The sequence below is a fragment of the Pseudomonas palmensis genome, from assembly GCF_017848315.1.
In the GTDB taxonomy this organism is placed as follows: Bacteria; Pseudomonadota; Gammaproteobacteria; order Pseudomonadales; family Pseudomonadaceae; genus Aquipseudomonas; species Aquipseudomonas palmensis.
Map to the genome: position 1 here is coordinate 1 of NZ_JAFKEC010000009.1, position 16,425 is coordinate 16,425.

Genomic DNA, 16,425 nt, shown 5'->3' on the forward strand with positions numbered 1-16,425 from the left:
CCCAACACCCCGCCACACCCACCCCACCCGTGACAGCAACAAGCTGTCGATGCGCGCCGCGCGCGAGGCCCAGAACGGCCTGGCCGTTACCCTGGCCAACGTCAACTCCAGCCCCGCCGGTCTCACCGAAGAAGAAGCCCAGGGCCGCCTGCAACGGGACGGCCACAACGAAGTCGCCCATGACCGTCCGCCCCATGCACTGGTGCAGTTGCTGCACGCTTTCAACAACCCCTTCATCTATGTGCTGATGACCTTGACGGGTATCAGTTTCTTCACCGACTTCTGGCTGCCGCTGCAGGCCGGCGAAGAAACCGACCTGACCGGCGTAATCATCGTGCTGGTGATGATGTTGGCGAGCGGCGTGATGCGTTTCTGGCAGGAACACCGATCGGCCAAGGCCGCCGAAGCCCTGAAGGCGATGGTGCGCACCACCGCAGCCGTGCTGCGGCGCGAGCAGCTAGGGGCCCAGGCGCGGTTTCGAGAACTACCCATGCGCGAACTGGTGGTGGGCGACATCATCCAGCTGTCTGCCGGCGACATGATCCCCGCAGACATTCGCCTGATCGAGTCCCGCGACCTGTTCATCAGCCAGGCGGTACTGACCGGCGAAGCCTTGCCAGTGGAAAAGTACGACACCCTGGGTGCGGTGCAGGAAAAATCCGCCAAGGCCCAGGCCGCCGACCAACAGGACCTGCTGGACCTTCCCAACATCTGCTTCATGGGCACCAACGTGGTCAGCGGGACCGCCACGGCCGTGGTGGTCGCCACCGGGGCTCGGACCTATTTCGGCTCACTGGCCCGCTCCATCGTCGGCTCCCGCGCGCAGACCGCCTTCGACCGCGGGGTCAACAGCGTGAGCTGGCTGCTGATCCGCTTCATGCTGGTGATGGTACCCATCGTGCTGCTGATCAACGGCTTCACCAAGGGGGACTGGGCCGAAGCCTTCATGTTCGCCCTGGCGGTAGCGGTTGGCCTGACCCCGGAAATGCTGCCGATGATCGTCAGCGCCAACCTGGCCAAGGGTGCGGCCGCCATGGCCAGGCGCAAGGTAGTGGTCAAGCGCCTGAACGCGATCCAGAACTTCGGCGCCATGGACGTACTGTGCACCGACAAGACCGGCACCCTGACCCAGGACCGCATCATCCTCGAACACCATGTCGATGTCGGCGGCAACCGCTGCGACGAGGTGCTGCAACTGGCCTGGCTCAACAGCCACCACCAGAGCGGCATGAAAAACCTCATGGACCGCGCCGTGGTCAGTTTCGCCGAGGACAATCCGCAGTTCACCCCTCCGGCAGCCTGGCGCAAGGTCGATGAACTGCCCTTCGACTTCGTACGTCGGCGTCTGTCGGTGATACTGGCCGATGCCAGTGGTGGTCACCTGCTGGTGTGCAAGGGCGCCGTGGAAGAGATGCTGGAGACCGCCAGCCGGGTCCGCCAGCAGGGCACTGCCGTAAGCCTGGATGCCGAGCGCCGTTCGGCCCTGCTCAAACTCGCCGAGGCCTATAACCGCGACGGCTTTCGCGTGCTGCTGGTGGGTACCCGCCAAATAGCCGCAGGCGAGACGCAGACCCAGTACAGCGCCAGCGATGAGCGCGAGCTGATCATCGAAGGCTTGCTGACCTTCCTCGACCCGCCCAAGGAAAGCGCCGGCCCGGCCATCGCCGCACTGCGCGACAACGGCGTGACGGTCAAGGTACTCACCGGCGACAACCCCACCGTTACCGCCAAGATCTGCCGGGAAGTGGGCCTGGAGGCAGGCGAGCCGCTGCTGGGCCGCGACATCGAGCACATGGACGATGAGGTGCTCGCGCGCCGGGTGGAAGAGCGCACGGTGTTCGCCAAGCTCACGCCACTGCAGAAGTCCCGTGTGCTCAAGGCCCTTCAAGCCAACGGCCACACCGTCGGGTTTCTGGGTGACGGGATCAACGACGCCCCTGCCTTGCGCGACGCCGACGTCGGCATCTCGGTGGACAGCGGCACCGACATTGCCAAGGAGTCGGCAGACATCATCCTGCTGGAAAAGAGCCTGATGGTACTGGAGGAAGGGGTGATCAAGGGTCGCGAGACCTTCGGCAACATCATGAAGTACCTGAACATGACCGCCAGCTCCAACTTCGGCAACGTGTTCTCGGTGCTGGTCGCCAGTGCCTTCATCCCCTTCCTGCCGATGCTGGCGATTCACCTGTTGCTGCAGAACCTGATGTACGACTTCTCCCAGCTGGCGCTGCCATGGGACAAGATGGACAAGGAGTACCTGGCCAAGCCACGCAAATGGGATGCCCGGAACATCGGGCGGTTCATGCTGTGGATAGGGCCAACCTCATCCATTTTCGACATCACCACCTTCGCGCTGATGTGGTACGTGTTCGCCGCCAACAGCGTGGAAATGGCCAGCCTGTTCCAGTCGGGCTGGTTCATCGAAGGGCTGCTGTCCCAGACCCTGGTGGTGCACATGCTGCGCACCCGCAAGATCCCGTTCATCCAGAGCACTGCAGCCTTGCCGGTAATGCTGGCGACGGGGCTGGTGATGGCGCTGGGAATCTACGTGCCCTTCTCGCCGCTGGGCAGCATGGTCGGCCTGGTTCCGCTGCCGTGGGAATACTTCCCTTGGCTGGTGGGCACACTGCTCAGCTACTGCGTGGTCGCCCAGACCATGAAGACCTTGTACATCCGCCGCTTCAAGCAGTGGTTCTGAAGAACGTGGCTCAGGGAGAACGCCTATGCGCGTACTGATTTGCGCCGGCCGCCATTACGCCGACAGCCGGGTGTGCCGGCAGGTTCTGGAAGCTTTCCAGCGCCTGCACCCGGTGCAGGTGGTCATCCACGGTGGCAGTCAGTTCCTCGGTGCACATATCGAGGACTGGGCCCGGGAAAACGCAGCCCACATCGTGCGCTACCCACCCAACTGGCAGCACCACGGCAAACAGGCCGAACGCCTGCGCAACCGCTTCATGTTGGCCGATAGCCGACCGGACATCGTGCTCGCGCTGCCCGGCGGGGCAGACACCGAAGAACTGCTCGAGCAGGCCCGAAGCCAGGACCTGCAGACACTCTCGGTAGGCAACCCGTAAACCGGTGACCCCCTCCCGCGCCAGCTCGCACCCAGCCGAGCTGGCGCGAACGCAATCTCCAGGTCAACCCGCAGATCACGGTTCAGTTGCTGAACAGGGAGGGAAATTCAACAGACGAAAAAAAACCCGCTTTCTCATGGAAAGCGGGTTTTCGAAATGGTGGGTCGTGTAGGATTCGAACCTACGACCAATTGGTTAAAAGCCAACTGCTCTACCAACTGAGCTAACGACCCGTTGCGTGGGGCGTATAATACTGATTTCCTTAAGGAAATCAACACCCCACCGTAAAAAAAATCAAAAATATCGGGTTGGGTCGGTCACGCCGGCTGCCCGGAAGCCATCTGCACGCAGGCGGCAGCTGTCGCACTTGCCACAGGCACGGCCTTGATCGTCAGCCTGATAGCACGACACAGTGAGGCTGTAGTCGACACCACGCGCCATGCCCGCCTGAACGATCTGCGCCTTGCTCAGGTTCTGCAACGGTGCCTGGATGCGAAAGCCCTGCCCCTCGACACCGGCCTTGGTGGCCAGGTTGGCCATGCGCTCGAATGCTTCGACGAACTCGGGACGGCAATCCGGGTAGCCCGAGTAATCCACCGCGTTCACACCGATGAAGATATCCCGCGCCTGCAACACCTCGGCCCAGCCCAGCGCCAACGACAGGAACACGGTATTGCGTGCCGGTACGTAGGTCACTGGAATGCCTTCACCCGGTGTCTCGGGTACATCGATGCTACTGTCGGTCAGCGCCGAACCACCAATGCCATCCAGGCTCAGGCCGATCACCTTGTGCTCGACTGCACCCAGGTCACGGGCAACTCGCGCAGCGGCGTCCAGCTCGGCGCGATGACGCTGGCCGTAGTCGAAACTCATGGTATAGCAGCTGTAGCCTTCGGCCTTGGCCATCGCGACCACCGTGGCCGAGTCCAGGCCACCAGACAGCAGGATTACCGCACGTTTCTCAGTCATGACATCACTCCCCAATCAGCGTCCCGGCTCGTCGTTCCACAATTGCTTGTGCAACTGCAGTTGAAAACGAACCGGCAAATTATCGGCCACGATCCAGTCGGCCAGGTCGCTGGCCTTGACCTGATGGTGGCTCGGCGAAAACAGCACCTCCCCGGCACGCTTCTCCAGACCATACTGGATCAGCTTGGATACCGCCCAGTCATAGTCTTCACGGGAACAGATGACGAACTTGACCTGATCGTTCGGGGTCAGCAGCTCGATATTCTCGTAGAGGTTGCGGTGCATCTCTTCGGAGCCCGGCGTCTTGAGGTCCACCACCCGGCTGACGCGCTGGTCGACCTTCGAGATGTCCAGTGCTCCGCTGGTTTCCAGCGAAACCTCATAGCCGGCGTCGCACAATTGCTTGAGCAAGGGGATGGCGTTGGGTTGGGCCAATGGCTCACCGCCAGTGACGCACACGTAACGCGGGCGAAAACCAGCCACCTGCTCGAGAATCGAGTCGAGGCTGCGCACGGTGCCACCACTGAAGGCATAGGCACTGTCGCAATACTGGCAACGCAAAGGGCAGCCGGTGAGACGTACAAATACCGTGGGCAGCCCAGCGGTACGCGTTTCACCCTGCAACGAGTAAAAAACTTCGGTAATTCGTAATGTGTCTTGCATAGTCGCCACGGGCGTAACAGCTAAACAGGCTGTCCGCCTCCGTCAGGCACTGCAGCGAACCCGGCATCGCGTAGTTCGCAGCAGCGTGTGTCAATAAAAGGGCATCGATTCTAACGAAAAAACCCGCGACTAGCGCGGGTTTCTTCCAGGCGGGCAGTTCAGAGCTTCTGCAGGTCGCGCTGGGCCAACTGTGCGGCGGAGGTACCCGGGTACTGGGTGACCACCTGCTGCAGAATACCCTTGACCCGGTCGGTGTGACCCAGGCGGCGCTCGACATCGGCCAGCTTGTACAGCGAGTCCGGCACCTTGCTGTGCTTCGGATACAGCTGGCTGACCTTGGCAAACGCCTGGCCGGCGCCCTGCAGGTCGCCCTTGGCAAGGTTCACTTCACCCAGCCAGTACTGGGCATTGCCGGCGTACTGACTGTTGGGGTACTTGCGCAGGAAGGCATTGAATGCCTGGCTGGCCTTGTCGAAATCCTTGGCCTTGATCAGGTCGAAAGCAGCGTCGTAATAGAGCTTTTCTTTCGCCGGGTCGCCAGGTTCGCTACTGGCCGCAGGGGCGGTGGCCGCGCCTGCAGCGGCACCGGCGGCTACATCACCACCGGTGGAGGAATTCTCGGGAGTTGCAGCGGGTGCACCGCCGGCTCCGATACGCCGATCCAGGTCCTGGTAACGCTCCAGGCCTTCCTGTTTCAGGCGGGCTACATCGTTTTGCAGTTCTTCGATCACCCCTTGCTGGCGCGAAATCTGATCCTGCATCTGCTGCAATTGCATGAACAGCTGACCCTGCGCCGAGGCAGGGGCCGAAACCCCTCCCCCGGCGTAGGCGCCGCTCGTACCATAACCCGCTGGCGGATAACTGCTTGCGCCGTTATAGCCAGCGTTGTCATCAACAACAGGAACCTCGGCCCAGGCCACGAGTGGCAGGGCGAGAGCCAGGACGGTTACAGCACGGCGGCACGTTCGCATATCGAATTACTTACGCAGTTCGACGCGACGGTTCTGAGCCCAGGATTGCTCGTCGTTACCGGTAGCAACTGGACGCTCTTCGCCGTAGGAAACCAGTTCCAGTTGGGCTGGGGAAACGCCTTGCAGTACCAGGTAGCGCTGTACGGCTTTAGCACGACGCTCGCCCAGGGCCATGTTGTATTCGCGAGTACCACGCTCGTCGGTGTTGCCTTCCAGGACGACGCGAGCGCCATTGCCTTTCAGGTCTTTGGCGTGAACGTCCAGAGCGCGCATGGCTTCTGGCTTCAGGTCCGAGCTGTCGTATTCGAAGTAGAAGGTGGTGATTGCGCGCAGAGCGGCTTCTTCGCTCAGGGAACCGTCAACAGCACCGGTGTTAGCGCCGTAACCAGCGTTTGGATCAACAGCGCCTTCACCAGCGTTGTCGCCGCCCTTGGAGGAGCAACCTACAGCTACAGCCATGGCCAGAGCCAGCGCAGCAAACTTACCAAACTTCAGCATTTCCATCGTGAAACTCCTAATGAACCCCAATGTGTTAAGTGTTACGTAAAGCGCCGCGTCAGTTCAGGTAAGGGGACCAGGACGGTTCTCTGACTTCGCCTTGAGCGGTAGGAAGCGGGAGCCTCACGCGTCCGTTGAGAGAGACGAGCATCAAGACTCCCCGGCCCTGCTGGCGGGTGGCGTAGATTAGCATGGTGCCGTTGGGCGCAACAGTGGGTGACTCATCAAGACTTGTTTCAGAGAGGATTTTTACACTTCCTCGCTGCAAATCCTGCGCGGCCACCTTGAAGTTGGTGAAACCTTGCTGGCGATGAATCATTACCAGGGTCTTTTCATCCGCCGACAGTTTAGGGTTGGCGTTGTAGTTACCCACGAAAGTTACACGCTCGGCACCACCACCCGAAACGTTGGTTTTGTAGATCTGCGGCTTGCCGCCACGATCCGACGTGAAATAGATGGTCGAACCATCCTTGCCCCAGAACGGCTCGGTGTTGATACCCGGGCCGGCCGTGACACGCGACATCTGGCGCGAAGCCATGTTCATCACATAGATGTCAGGGTTGCCGTCCTTGGACAGCACGAACGCCAGGCGCGAACCATCGGGCGACCAGGCTGGTGCACCGTTGAGGCCTTCGAAGTTGGTGATCTGCTCACGACGGCCAGTGTCGATGTGCTGTACGAAGATACGCGGACGACGCTGTTCGAACGACACATAGGCAATGCGCTTGCCGTCTGGCGCGAAGCGCGGCGACAGGATCGGCTCGCGCGACTGCAGCAGGGTCACGGCGCGGGCGCCGTCGTAGTCCGAACGCTGCAACGTGTAACGAGTGTTGTCCTTGGAGAAGCGTTCGGCGGTGACGTACAGCATGCGCGTGGAGAACGCACCCTTGATGCCGGTGAGCTTCTCGAACGACTGGTCGGCAATGTAGTGCGACATGTCACGCAGCTGGTCGGTAGTGCCCGAGACGCTGCCGGTCAGCACTTGCTGCTCGGTGGCGACGTTGAACAGCGCATATTGCACCTGCAGGCGACCGCCCGCTGGCACGATGCTGCCTACCATCACGTACTGGGCGCCCAGGGCCTTCCAGTCGCGGAAGATGACTTCGCTGGCCTGGCTAGGCTGGCTGATCATGTTCTGGCGCGGAATCGGCGCGTAGTAGCCGGAGTTGCGCAGGTCATTGCCAATGATATCGGCCATGTCCTCGGGCAGCACACTGCCACCCTGCAGGGCGAACGGCACGACCGCGATCGGCGTGGCACGGTCACTGCCGCTGGTGACCAGGATGTTCTTTTCTTCTGCAACGGCCATCCCTGCTGCGCAGCAGAGAACGACCAGCAGTCCTCTAAGAAGGTTAATCACAAGGCTAGATCCTCAGGTGTGAATGTCATCTTGAATGAACGATAGGGATTGAATTCGCTCGGTTTCAAGCCCTGCATTTCGGTCAGGCGGCCAATGTTCTTGACCGCTGCTACCGCAGAGGCATCGAACGGACCATCACCACTGGAGCGTGCAACGCTCACCGTGGTCACGGTACCATCGGGCAACATGCCAATCTGCAGGACCACCGTCATGTTCTTGCGTGCAGAAGGTGGGCGCGCCCAGCCTTCGGCTGCGCGGGCACGAATCAGGTCGTCGAAGTCGCCGGCCACCTGGTCACCCTGCTCGTCGGCCAGCGCCTGCTGCCGTTCGGTGGAGTCGGACAACAGCTCGGCCAGGGCCTGGGCTTTCTTGTCTTCCGCCGCCTTGCGCGCCGCTTCTGCTGACTTCTTCTTGGCCGCATCGGCTGCGGCTTTCTTCTTGGCATCCTCGGCGGCCTTTTTCTTGGCCTCTTCGGCTGCCGCTTTTTTCTTCGCATCCTCGGCTGCCTTTTTCTTGGCATCCTCGGCGGCTTTCTTCTTGGCGTCTTCAGCGGCCTGCTTCTTGGCCTCTTCTGCTGCCTGTTTCTTGGCCTCTTCCTCGGCTTTCTTCTTGGCGAGGTCGGCCTGCTGTTTCTCTTCGACCTTCTTGGCTTCCTCGGCTTTCTTGGCCGCGTCGGCCTTTTTGGCCTCGTCGGCTTTCTTGGCCTCGTCGGCCTTCTTGGCTTCGGCCGCCTCGCGGGCTTCTTCGGCCTTTTGAGCCGCCTCTTCTTTCTTTTGTTCCGCAGCCTTCACCGCTTCCTGCTTCTGCTGCTCGACCTTCTTCTGTTCCATCTGCTCGACTTCGGTCTGGCGCGCAGCGGTTTTCTTCGCTTCACCCGCAATCTTCTGATTGGTCTGGGTGGTGGCCTGACTTTTGGACTTCAGCTGGTACAGGGTCGCCTGGACAATAGGCTTGGCCGGCGGCAGTTCCGGGGTCATGGCAAAGCTGACGAACAGCATGCCGAACACCAGAACGTGCAGCGCGATGGCCCAGACGCTGGGCCAGAAATAGCTTTCCGAGGCGGATGGCTCTCGCTGTTGCATCAGGGCGCCTCGGTAATCAGGCCAACGTTACCGACACCGGCCTTCTGCAACCCGCCCATGGCGCCCATCACCGCGCCATAGTCGACGGCCTTGTCGCCACGGATGAACACCTGGGTCTGTTTGCCCTGGTCACGTCCGGCCGCGATGATCTTGGTCACCGCGTCGGTCATTTGCGGCAAGGTCATGGCCTTGTCCATCTGCTTTTCGGTGTCGACTTCGCTGCCAAGGTTCCAGAAATAGGTCTTGTCGGCCTTGATCGAAATGGTAAGGATCTGGACGTTGTTGTCCTGCGGCAAGGCTTCGCTGGAAACCTTGGGCAGGTCGACCTTCACGCCCTGGTTGAGCATCGGTGCGGTCACCATGAAGATGACCAGCAGTACCAACATCACATCGATGTAGGGCACCACGTTCATCTCCGCGACCGGCTTGCGTTTGTGTCGAACTCGAGCCATGGGCTTTTACCTGATCACTCTTCGCTGGTGTGCACTTTACGGTGCAGGATGGCCTGGAACTCGTCGGCGAACGTGTAGTAGCGGCCGATCAAGACTTCACTGCGTGCAGCGAAACGGTTGTAGGCAATAACTGCCGGGATTGCGGCGAACAGGCCGATCGCGGTGGCGATCAGCGCCTCGGCGATACCCGGAGCCACAGTGGCCAGGGTCGCCTGCTGGGCCGAAGCCAAGCCGCGGAAGGAGTTCATGATGCCCCATACAGTACCGAACAGACCGATGTACGGGCTGGTGGAACCGACGGTGGCAAGGAACGGCAGGCTCTGTTCGAGCTTCTCTTCTTCACGCGAGATGGCCACGCGCATGGCCCGGCCAACGCCTTCCATCACGGCGTCAGGGTCGACGCCCGGTTGCTGGCGCAGGCGCGAGAATTCCTTGAAGCCGGCACGGAAGACCTGCTCCACACCCGAGTCCGGGTCCGGGTTGCTACCGGCCTGGCGGTACAGCTTGGACAGGTCGATGCCGGACCAGAAGCGCTCCTCGAAGCTTTCCAGCGCACGACGACCGGCACGCAGCATGGTGCTGCGCTGAAAAATCATGATCCACGAGGTCACCGATGCGGCCACCAGAATCAGCATGACCAGCTGCACCACGATGCTGGCATTACTGACCAGGCTCCACATGGAGGTATGGTCGACGACGTTAGCTTCCACGCTTAATCTCCTGCAATTGTTTGGTTACCCGCACCATCCGCCGCCACAAAGGCTGCACGCAGCTCGGAAGGAATGGCCCGGGGTTTGAACGTATCGGCGCGCACACAGGCCACCAGGAACTGCCCCTCGCAGAGCAGCGTTGCATCACGCTCGCGCCAGACCTGCTGCACGAAGCGCAGGCTGGCACGATTCAATTCAAGCACTTGTGCGGTGACCCGCAATTCATCGTCCAGGCGGGCCGGCGCGTGGTAGCGCGCCTCGCTGGAATGAACGACGAACAAGGTGTTCTGTTCTGCCATCGCAGACTGGGCAAAGCCCAGCTCGCGCAACCGCTCGGTGCGGGCACGCTCCATGAATTTCAGATAATTGACGTAATACACCACGCCGCCCGCATCGGTGTCCTCGTAATAGACGCGACAGCGATGTGCGAACGACTCAACCCCATTTTGCGCGCGCATACTCTAGTGCTAACTCCTCAGCTTGCCAATCCGCCCCACCAACTGTTTTTAACGGATTATGTCGTATTGCCAGCGCGACTCATGCGTGTCCGCCGATAGGACCACGAAAACGCCGGATAAGTCTGTCATTCATCGGCCAGGTCGGAAAAACCCTCGCCGTTGACCGACTCGCCCATGCGGCCCGGAATGTTCAGGCCAAAGTGCAGGTAGGCGTGCCGGGTCACCACGCGCCCACGGGGTGTGCGCATGATGTAGCCCTGCTGGATCAGGTAGGGCTCCAGCACGTCCTCGATGGTGTGACGTTCTTCGCTGATCGCCGCTGCCAGGCTGTCAACACCCACCGGGCCACCGTCGAACTTCTCGATCATGGTCAGCAGCAGGCGCCGGTCCTGGTGATCGAAACCACGCTCGTCCACGTCCAGCAGGTTCAGCGCCAGGTCGGCGATGGCCTTGGTGATGTCACCTTTGCCACGCACCTCGGCGTAGTCGCGTACACGACGCAGCAGGCGGTTGGCGATACGCGGGGTGCCGCGGGCGCGCCGGGCGATCTCGAAGGCGCCCTCGTCCTCGATCGGCAGGCCCAGAATCCCGCCCGAGCGGCTGACGATGGTGGCCAGGTCTGCGGTGTTGTAGAACTCCAGGCGCTGCACGATACCGAAACGGTCGCGCAGCGGATTGGTCAGCATGCCGGCGCGGGTGGTTGCCCCGACCAGAGTGAACGGCGGCAAATCGAGCTTGATCGAACGTGCGGCCGGCCCCTCGCCGATCATGATGTCCAGCTGGAAGTCTTCCATGGCCGGGTACAGCACCTCTTCGACGATCGGCGAAAGCCGGTGAATCTCGTCGATGAACAGTACATCGTGGGGTTCCAGGTTGGTCAGCAGCGCCGCCAGATCGCCCGGACGCTCGAGAATCGGCCCGGAGGTGCTCTTGATCGAAACGCCCATCTCCTGCGCGATGATGTTGGCCAGGGTGGTCTTGCCCAGGCCCGGCGGGCCGAAGATCAGCGTATGGTCCAGCGACTCGCTGCGCCCACGTGCCGCCTGGATGAACAGCGCCATCTGCTCGCGCACCACTGGCTGCCCGATGTACTCGTCCAGGCGCAATGGCCGGATCGCCCGGTCCTGGACCTCTTCGCGGTCGCGCCCGGTAGCGGCTATGAGTCGGTCGGCTTCGATCACTTAAATCATCCCCTTGAGGCTGCGCCGGATCAGCTCTTCGCTGCTCAGGCCCTTGGCATCGATGGCCGCCACGGCGCGGCTGGCTTCCTGCGGCTTGTAGCCCAGCGAGATCAGCGCGCTGACCGCATCGGTTTCGGCAGTGGAGGCACTTGCCACCGGCTGCGGGCCGTCGGACACCAGGGTAAACAGGCTTGGCGCGGTTTCCCAGGCCTTGAAGCGGTCCTTGAGTTCGACCAGCAGGCGCTCGGCGGTCTTCTTGCCCACCCCCGGCACCTTGACCAGCGCCGAGGTGTCCTGGGCCTGCACGCAGCGTATCAGGTCGTCGACCTCCAGGCCCGACATCAATGCCAGGGCCAGCTTGGGCCCTACGCCGTTGAGGCGGATCAGCTCGCGGAACAGCTCGCGCTCGCGCTTTTCGTGAAAGCCATACAGCAGGTGCGCGTCTTCACGTACCACCAGGTGGGTGTGCAGCGTCACTGCCTCGCCAACCTTGGGTAGGCGATACAGGGTGGTCATCGGCACCTCGAGCTCGTAGCCCAGGCCGTTGACATCGACAATCAGGTGCGGCGGCTGCTTTTCAGCCAGGGTACCGCGCAAACGTCCAATCACGTTCAGGTCCTTTATCCAGGGCGCCGGGGCGATCAAGCCCGCCATCAGCCGCCATGATTGCAAGCCGGCGGTGGCCGGCAAGCGAAATTGTGTTAACCGATGATGCTATCAGAGCCTTAGGCGGCCACTGCGGCTGCGTGCAGCGCCCAGCCCGTGCGGCACCAGGCTGGAACGGGTATGGGCATGGCACAGGGCGATGGCCAGGGCATCGGAGGCGTCTATCTGCGGCTTCTGGGTGAGCTTGAGCAGGTGCATGACCATCATCTGCACCTGTTCCTTGTTGGCCCCGCCCGTACCGGCGACCGCCTGCTTGACCTGGGTGGCACTGTACTCGGCGATCTCCAGGCCCTCTTCGACCCCGGCGACGATGGCGGCGCCGCGCGCCTGGCCGAGCTTGAGCGCCGAGTCGGCGTTGCGCGCCATGAACACCCGCTCGATACCCATGGTCACCGGCCCGTGCAACTGGATGATTTCGCGCACGCTGCGGTATACCACCTGCAGGCGCTCGGGCAGCTCGCCGCTGCCGGTACGGATGCAACCGGAGGCCACGTACTCGCACCCGCGCGCCGTGTGGCGCACCACACCATAGCCGGTAATCCGCGAGCCGGGGTCAATACCAAGAATCAGAGTCATATCGCCTGCGCAACCAGTGGCGCACCGGGGCGCCATTAAAAAGACAGAAGCCGGACCCGTCACGGGCACAAGGTGCCTGCGGACGAATCCGGCCTCGAGTACGCCAGAACTGAACCTTAGCCGAGTTGTTCCATGACTTCGTCAGGAATTTCGGCGTTGGAATACACATTCTGCACATCGTCCAGGTCTTCAAGCATGTCGATCAGCTTGAGCACCTTCTGTGCGCCCTCCAGGTCGAGTTCGGCGCTGGTGGTCGGCTGCATGACGATTTCCGCGTCCGCAGCCTTGAAGCCGGCAGCCTCCAGGGCAGTACGCACCGCGTAGAAGCTGGCAAACGAGGTGAACACGTCGAACGAGCCATCTTCGTTGCTGACCACGTCGTCGGCATCGGCCTCCATCGCCGCTTCCATCAGCGCGTCTTCATCGACACCGGCGGCAAAGCTGATCTGCCCCTTGCGCTCGAACAGATAGGCCACCGAGCCATCGGTGCCCAGGTTGCCACCGCACTTGCTGAAGGCATGGCGCACGGCCGCGGCGGTGCGGTTGCGGTTGTCGGTCATGGCCTCGACCATGATCGCCACGCCGCCCGGGCCGTAGCCTTCGTAGCTGAGCTCTTCGACATTGTCGGCTTCGGTTGCGCCTGCACCACGGGCCACGGCGCGATCGATGATGTCGCGGCTCATGTTCGCGCCCAAGGCCTTGTCCAGCGCCAGGCGCAGGCGCGGGTTGGAATTCGGGTCACCACCGCCCTGCTTGGCAGCGACGGTCAGCTCACGAATCCACTTGGTGAAGATCTTGCCTCTCTTGGCATCCTGGCGCTCTTTGCGGTGCTTGATGTTCGCCCACTTGGAATGACCCGCCATAACTGACTCCAGAAATCCTTGAAACAAAACCACGCCTCCGCCAGAAGAAAACCTGGCGTGGGCAATCAATTCGGTATGCCGTAACGCAAAGGCGCATCCAAGTGGATGCGCCCCGGGCCCGCTTACTCAGCCTTGGGCTGTTCGCGCAGACGGATGTGCAGCTCACGCAGTGCCTTGGCATCGACCAGGCCTGGGGCCTGGGTCATGACGCACGCAGCGCTCTGGGTTTTCGGGAAGGCGATCACTTCACGAATCGACTGGGCGCCGGTCATCAGCATCACCAGGCGGTCCAGACCGAAGGCCAGGCCACCGTGCGGCGGTGCGCCGAACTTCAACGCGTCGAGCAGGAAGCCGAACTTCTCTTCCTGTTCCGCCGCCTCGATGCCCAACAGGCGGAACACGGCCTGCTGCATCTCTTTGCGGTGGATACGGATCGAACCGCCACCCAGTTCGGTGCCGTTGAGCACCATGTCATAGGCGCGCGACAGCGCGGTGGCCGGGTTGGCCTCCAGCTCTTCAGGGGAGCATTTTGGCGCGGTGAACGGGTGGTGCAGCGCCGTGAAGCTGCCGTCGTCGTTCTCTTCGAACATCGGGAAGTCGACAACCCACATCGGCGCCCATTCGCAGGTCAGCAGGTTGAAGTCGTTGCCGACCTTGATGCGCAGCGCGCCCAGGGCTTCGCTGACGATCTTGGACTTGTCGGCACCGAAGAACACGATGTCGCCATCGACTGCGCCCACGCGATCGAGGATCACGTTCAGGTTGGCCTCGGGGATGTTCTTGACGATTGGCGACTGCAGGCCCTCGACGCCCTTGGCGCGCTCGTTGACCTTGATGTACGCCAGGCCCTTGGCACCGTAGATGCCGACGAACTTGGTGTACTCGTCGATACGGCTGCGCGGCATGCTCGCCCCGCCCGGTACACGCAGTGCGGCAACGCGGCATTTCGGGTCGTTGGCCGGGCCGCTGAACACCTTGAAGTCGACCGCTTGCAGCTGGTCGGCCACATCCACCAGTTCCAGCGGGTTGCGCAGGTCAGGCTTGTCCGAACCGTAGCGGCGCATGGCCTCTTCGAAGGTCATGTGCGGGAATTCGCCGAACTCCAGGTCCAGGACTTCCTTGAACAGTTTGCGGATCATGCTTTCGGTCAGGCCCATGATCTCGGTCTCGTCCAGGAAACTGGTCTCGATATCGATCTGGGTGAATTCCGGCTGGCGGTCGGCGCGCAGGTCTTCGTCGCGGAAGCACTTGGCGATCTGGTAGTAGCGATCGAAACCGGCCACCATCAGCAGTTGCTTGAACAGCTGGGGCGATTGCGGCAGGGCAAAGAAGCTGCCAGCGTGGGTACGGCTTGGCACCAGGTAGTCACGCGCGCCTTCCGGGGTAGCGCGGGTCAGGATCGGCGTCTCGACGTCGAGGAAGCCGTTTTCGTCAAGGAAGCGACGGATGCTGGTGGTGATGCGCGAGCGCAGACGCAGCTTCTCGGCCATCTCCGGACGACGCAGGTCGATGAAGCGATAGCGCAGGCGGGTCTCTTCACCCACGTCGGAGTACTCGTTGAGCGGGAACGGCGGGGTTTCCGCTTCGTTCAGCACTTCGAGCTCGTAGCCCAGCACTTCGATGGCGCCCGAGGCCATGTTGGCGTTGACTGCGCCTGCAGGGCGCGGACGCACCTTGCCGGTGATCTTCACCACGTACTCGCTGCGCACGCGGTCGGCGGCGGCAAAGCTTTCTGCGCGGTCCGGGTCGAACACGACCTGAGCCATGCCTTCGCGATCACGGATGTCGAGGAAAATCACCCCGCCGTGGTCGCGACGACGATGGACCCAGCCGCAAAGGGTAATTTCCTGACCTTCCAGGCTCTCGTTCAGTTGGCCGCAATAGTGGCTGCGCATCATGATGGTGGTTTCGCTTCTCGTCATTCGTGAATTCGGGTGTGGGCCTTGCCGGCCCCAGGGGGCCCATAGTGCAAGACCCTGGCAGTACAGTTCAACTCAGTCGGCCTTGTCGGCGCCCGCCAGGTTCTTTTTGGTGCCGGTCTTGAAGTCGGTTTCATACCAGCCGGTGCCGCCCAGGCGGAAGCCCGGGGCAGAAATCAGCTTCTTCAGGGCAGGTGCCTGGCAGGCCGGGCAATCGGTCAGCGGCGCTGCGCTGATCTTCTGCAGAACTTCCATCTGGTGGCTGCAGGAACCGCATTGATAGTCGTACAGGGGCATTGGCGTATCTCGTTGACCACTGCGCGGGCCGCGCCACGCAGCAAAAAGCGGGATTATATATGGTTAACCGGGGCTGTGCAGCCCGCCCGCCGTGCCAGCGCACGAATGGTTCAGGGCTTGGCGCCGCCCCCCAGCACGTAGACCACGCAGATCACCCGCACCAGGCCGCTGAAATTCTTGACGCCGCCGTGGCGAAGGTGGACTTCGCGGTCCACATGGGACAGCACCGCATTGACCGTACACCGGTTGGCGGCGGCAATGCGCTCGAGGATTTTCCAGTAGACCTCTTCCAGGCGCAAGCAGGTGGCGAAGCCGTTGAGTCGCACCGAACGCGACAGCGGGCGCGCCAGGCCCATATTGAAATCTGCCTGAAAAGGATCACCAGGGGCCATACGAAGTTGCTCGGCGGTGCATGCACGTTCATTCACGACTCGCGACATATTCATCCCACGCATTGACTGACAGGAAGTTCATCACCTGGATACTTGCTATCCAGGTACCTGCCTATGAAGCGCTGTTCATCGTATTGCAACCAGCAGACCGCGAGCCTGCGCAGCGTAGGAATAACCTTTTAGTTGAGTTCATGTACCACACCTGCTGAAACTGTTCCACGCCGGCCGCAGCACGCAGGAAGTACCCATTAAAAAAGCCCGATTCCTCTAAAGAAAAATCGGGCTTGCGTCTTT

The 16,425-nt window shown here is 61.8% G+C and carries 18 protein-coding genes and 1 tRNA gene; 2 read left to right on the forward strand and 17 right to left on the reverse strand.

Annotated elements, in window-relative coordinates; translation table 11 throughout:
• Positions 1-43 precede the first annotated feature (43 nt).
• Entirely contained in the window at positions 44-2,698 is a 2,655-nt protein-coding gene (gene mgtA / locus JZZ72_RS07565; protein ID WP_236066242.1) for a magnesium-translocating P-type ATPase, read from the forward strand.
• A gap of 25 nt (positions 2,699-2,723) precedes the next feature.
• On the forward strand, positions 2,724-3,074 hold the full coding sequence (locus tag JZZ72_RS07570; protein ID WP_210014251.1) for a DUF2493 domain-containing protein: 351 nt from the start codon (positions 2,724-2,726) through the stop codon (positions 3,072-3,074).
• A 157-nt stretch (positions 3,075-3,231) separates the two neighbouring features.
• On the opposite strand, the gene JZZ72_RS07575 is transcribed toward JZZ72_RS07570, so the two are convergent.
• From JZZ72_RS07575 to JZZ72_RS07655, 17 genes are all read right to left on the reverse strand, one after another.
• Positions 3,232-3,307, reverse strand: a tRNA-Lys gene (locus JZZ72_RS07575).
• Between the two features lie 61 nt (positions 3,308-3,368).
• Complete coding sequence (gene queC / locus JZZ72_RS07580; RefSeq protein WP_058541509.1) at positions 3,369-4,043, reverse strand: 7-cyano-7-deazaguanine synthase QueC; 675 nt, start codon at positions 4,041-4,043, stop codon at positions 3,369-3,371.
• A gap of 15 nt (positions 4,044-4,058) precedes the next feature.
• A complete protein-coding gene (gene queE / locus JZZ72_RS07585) occupies positions 4,059-4,706 on the reverse strand; it encodes a 7-carboxy-7-deazaguanine synthase QueE (protein WP_043864236.1) in 648 nt (215 codons plus the stop codon).
• 158 nt (positions 4,707-4,864) lie between these two features.
• Complete coding sequence (gene ybgF, locus JZZ72_RS07590; protein ID WP_054914972.1) at positions 4,865-5,677, reverse strand: tol-pal system protein YbgF; 813 nt, start codon at positions 5,675-5,677, stop codon at positions 4,865-4,867.
• Between the two features lie 6 nt (positions 5,678-5,683).
• Positions 5,684-6,181 (reverse strand): peptidoglycan-associated lipoprotein Pal, encoded by a 498-nt coding sequence (gene pal, locus JZZ72_RS07595; protein ID WP_042121796.1) that lies wholly within the window; start codon positions 6,179-6,181, stop codon positions 5,684-5,686.
• A gap of 52 nt (positions 6,182-6,233) precedes the next feature.
• Positions 6,234-7,484: a Tol-Pal system beta propeller repeat protein TolB gene (gene tolB / locus JZZ72_RS07600; protein WP_213085823.1), complete on the reverse strand. Its 1,251-nt coding sequence runs from the start codon at positions 7,482-7,484 to the stop codon at positions 6,234-6,236.
• 47 nt (positions 7,485-7,531) lie between these two features.
• The gene (gene tolA, locus JZZ72_RS07605) at positions 7,532-8,617 is read right to left on the reverse strand and encodes a cell envelope integrity protein TolA (RefSeq protein WP_043864239.1); all 1,086 of its coding nucleotides are present in this window, start codon (positions 8,615-8,617) and stop codon (positions 7,532-7,534) included.
• On the reverse strand, positions 8,617-9,069 hold the full coding sequence (gene tolR / locus JZZ72_RS07610; protein WP_043864240.1) for a protein TolR: 453 nt from the start codon (positions 9,067-9,069) through the stop codon (positions 8,617-8,619). The genes tolA and tolR overlap by 1 nt, the downstream gene beginning before the upstream one ends.
• Positions 9,070-9,083: 14 nt before the next feature.
• Positions 9,084-9,779 carry a protein TolQ gene (tolQ, locus tag JZZ72_RS07615; protein WP_043864241.1) on the reverse strand — a complete coding sequence of 232 codons (696 nt, stop codon included), beginning with the start codon at positions 9,777-9,779 and terminating at the stop codon, positions 9,084-9,086.
• 2 nt (positions 9,780-9,781) lie between these two features.
• Positions 9,782-10,237 carry a tol-pal system-associated acyl-CoA thioesterase gene (gene ybgC / locus JZZ72_RS07620; protein ID WP_043864242.1) on the reverse strand — a complete coding sequence of 152 codons (456 nt, stop codon included), beginning with the start codon at positions 10,235-10,237 and terminating at the stop codon, positions 9,782-9,784.
• Between the two features lie 125 nt (positions 10,238-10,362).
• Positions 10,363-11,418 carry a Holliday junction branch migration DNA helicase RuvB gene (ruvB, locus tag JZZ72_RS07625; protein WP_043864243.1) on the reverse strand — a complete coding sequence of 352 codons (1,056 nt, stop codon included), beginning with the start codon at positions 11,416-11,418 and terminating at the stop codon, positions 10,363-10,365.
• Positions 11,419-12,027: a Holliday junction branch migration protein RuvA gene (gene ruvA / locus JZZ72_RS07630; protein ID WP_043864300.1), complete on the reverse strand. Its 609-nt coding sequence runs from the start codon at positions 12,025-12,027 to the stop codon at positions 11,419-11,421.
• 108 nt (positions 12,028-12,135) lie between these two features.
• A complete protein-coding gene (gene ruvC / locus JZZ72_RS07635) occupies positions 12,136-12,660 on the reverse strand; it encodes a crossover junction endodeoxyribonuclease RuvC (protein ID WP_043864244.1) in 525 nt (174 codons plus the stop codon).
• Positions 12,661-12,776: 116 nt separating this feature from the next.
• A complete protein-coding gene (locus tag JZZ72_RS07640) occupies positions 12,777-13,523 on the reverse strand; it encodes a YebC/PmpR family DNA-binding transcriptional regulator (RefSeq protein WP_043864245.1) in 747 nt (248 codons plus the stop codon).
• A gap of 122 nt (positions 13,524-13,645) precedes the next feature.
• Positions 13,646-15,421, reverse strand: a complete 1,776-nt coding sequence (gene aspS / locus JZZ72_RS07645; RefSeq protein WP_043864301.1) for an aspartate--tRNA ligase — start codon at positions 15,419-15,421, stop codon at positions 13,646-13,648.
• Positions 15,422-15,517: 96 nt separating this feature from the next.
• Entirely contained in the window at positions 15,518-15,739 is a 222-nt protein-coding gene (locus JZZ72_RS07650; RefSeq protein WP_043864246.1) for an FmdB family zinc ribbon protein, read from the reverse strand.
• Positions 15,740-15,849: 110 nt separating this feature from the next.
• Positions 15,850-16,179, reverse strand: a complete 330-nt coding sequence (locus tag JZZ72_RS07655) for a ribbon-helix-helix domain-containing protein (protein ID WP_054914974.1) — start codon at positions 16,177-16,179, stop codon at positions 15,850-15,852.
• Positions 16,180-16,425: the final 246 nt, after the last annotated feature.

Coding starts and splice junctions, on each gene's coding strand:
- JZZ72_RS07570 (WP_210014251.1), top strand. CDS start 2,724: ATGCGCGTACTGATTTGCGCCGGCCGCCATTACGCCGACAGCCGGGTG.
- tolB (WP_213085823.1), bottom strand. CDS start 7,484: ATGGCCGTTGCAGAAGAAAAGAACATCCTGGTCACCAGCGGCAGTGAC.
- ybgC (WP_043864242.1), bottom strand. CDS start 10,237: ATGCGCGCGCAAAATGGGGTTGAGTCGTTCGCACATCGCTGTCGCGTC.
- JZZ72_RS07640 (WP_043864245.1), bottom strand. CDS start 13,523: ATGGCGGGTCATTCCAAGTGGGCGAACATCAAGCACCGCAAAGAGCGC.
- ruvC (WP_043864244.1), bottom strand. CDS start 12,660: ATGACTCTGATTCTTGGTATTGACCCCGGCTCGCGGATTACCGGCTAT.
- ybgF (WP_054914972.1), bottom strand. CDS start 5,677: ATGCGAACGTGCCGCCGTGCTGTAACCGTCCTGGCTCTCGCCCTGCCA.
- JZZ72_RS07655 (WP_054914974.1), bottom strand. CDS start 16,179: ATGTCGCGAGTCGTGAATGAACGTGCATGCACCGCCGAGCAACTTCGT.
- aspS (WP_043864301.1), bottom strand. CDS start 15,421: ATGATGCGCAGCCACTATTGCGGCCAACTGAACGAGAGCCTGGAAGGT.
- JZZ72_RS07650 (WP_043864246.1), bottom strand. CDS start 15,739: ATGCCCCTGTACGACTATCAATGCGGTTCCTGCAGCCACCAGATGGAA.
- queE (WP_043864236.1), bottom strand. CDS start 4,706: ATGCAAGACACATTACGAATTACCGAAGTTTTTTACTCGTTGCAGGGT.
- pal (WP_042121796.1), bottom strand. CDS start 6,181: ATGGAAATGCTGAAGTTTGGTAAGTTTGCTGCGCTGGCTCTGGCCATG.
- queC (WP_058541509.1), bottom strand. CDS start 4,043: ATGACTGAGAAACGTGCGGTAATCCTGCTGTCTGGTGGCCTGGACTCG.
- tolA (WP_043864239.1), bottom strand. CDS start 8,617: ATGCAACAGCGAGAGCCATCCGCCTCGGAAAGCTATTTCTGGCCCAGC.
- tolR (WP_043864240.1), bottom strand. CDS start 9,069: ATGGCTCGAGTTCGACACAAACGCAAGCCGGTCGCGGAGATGAACGTG.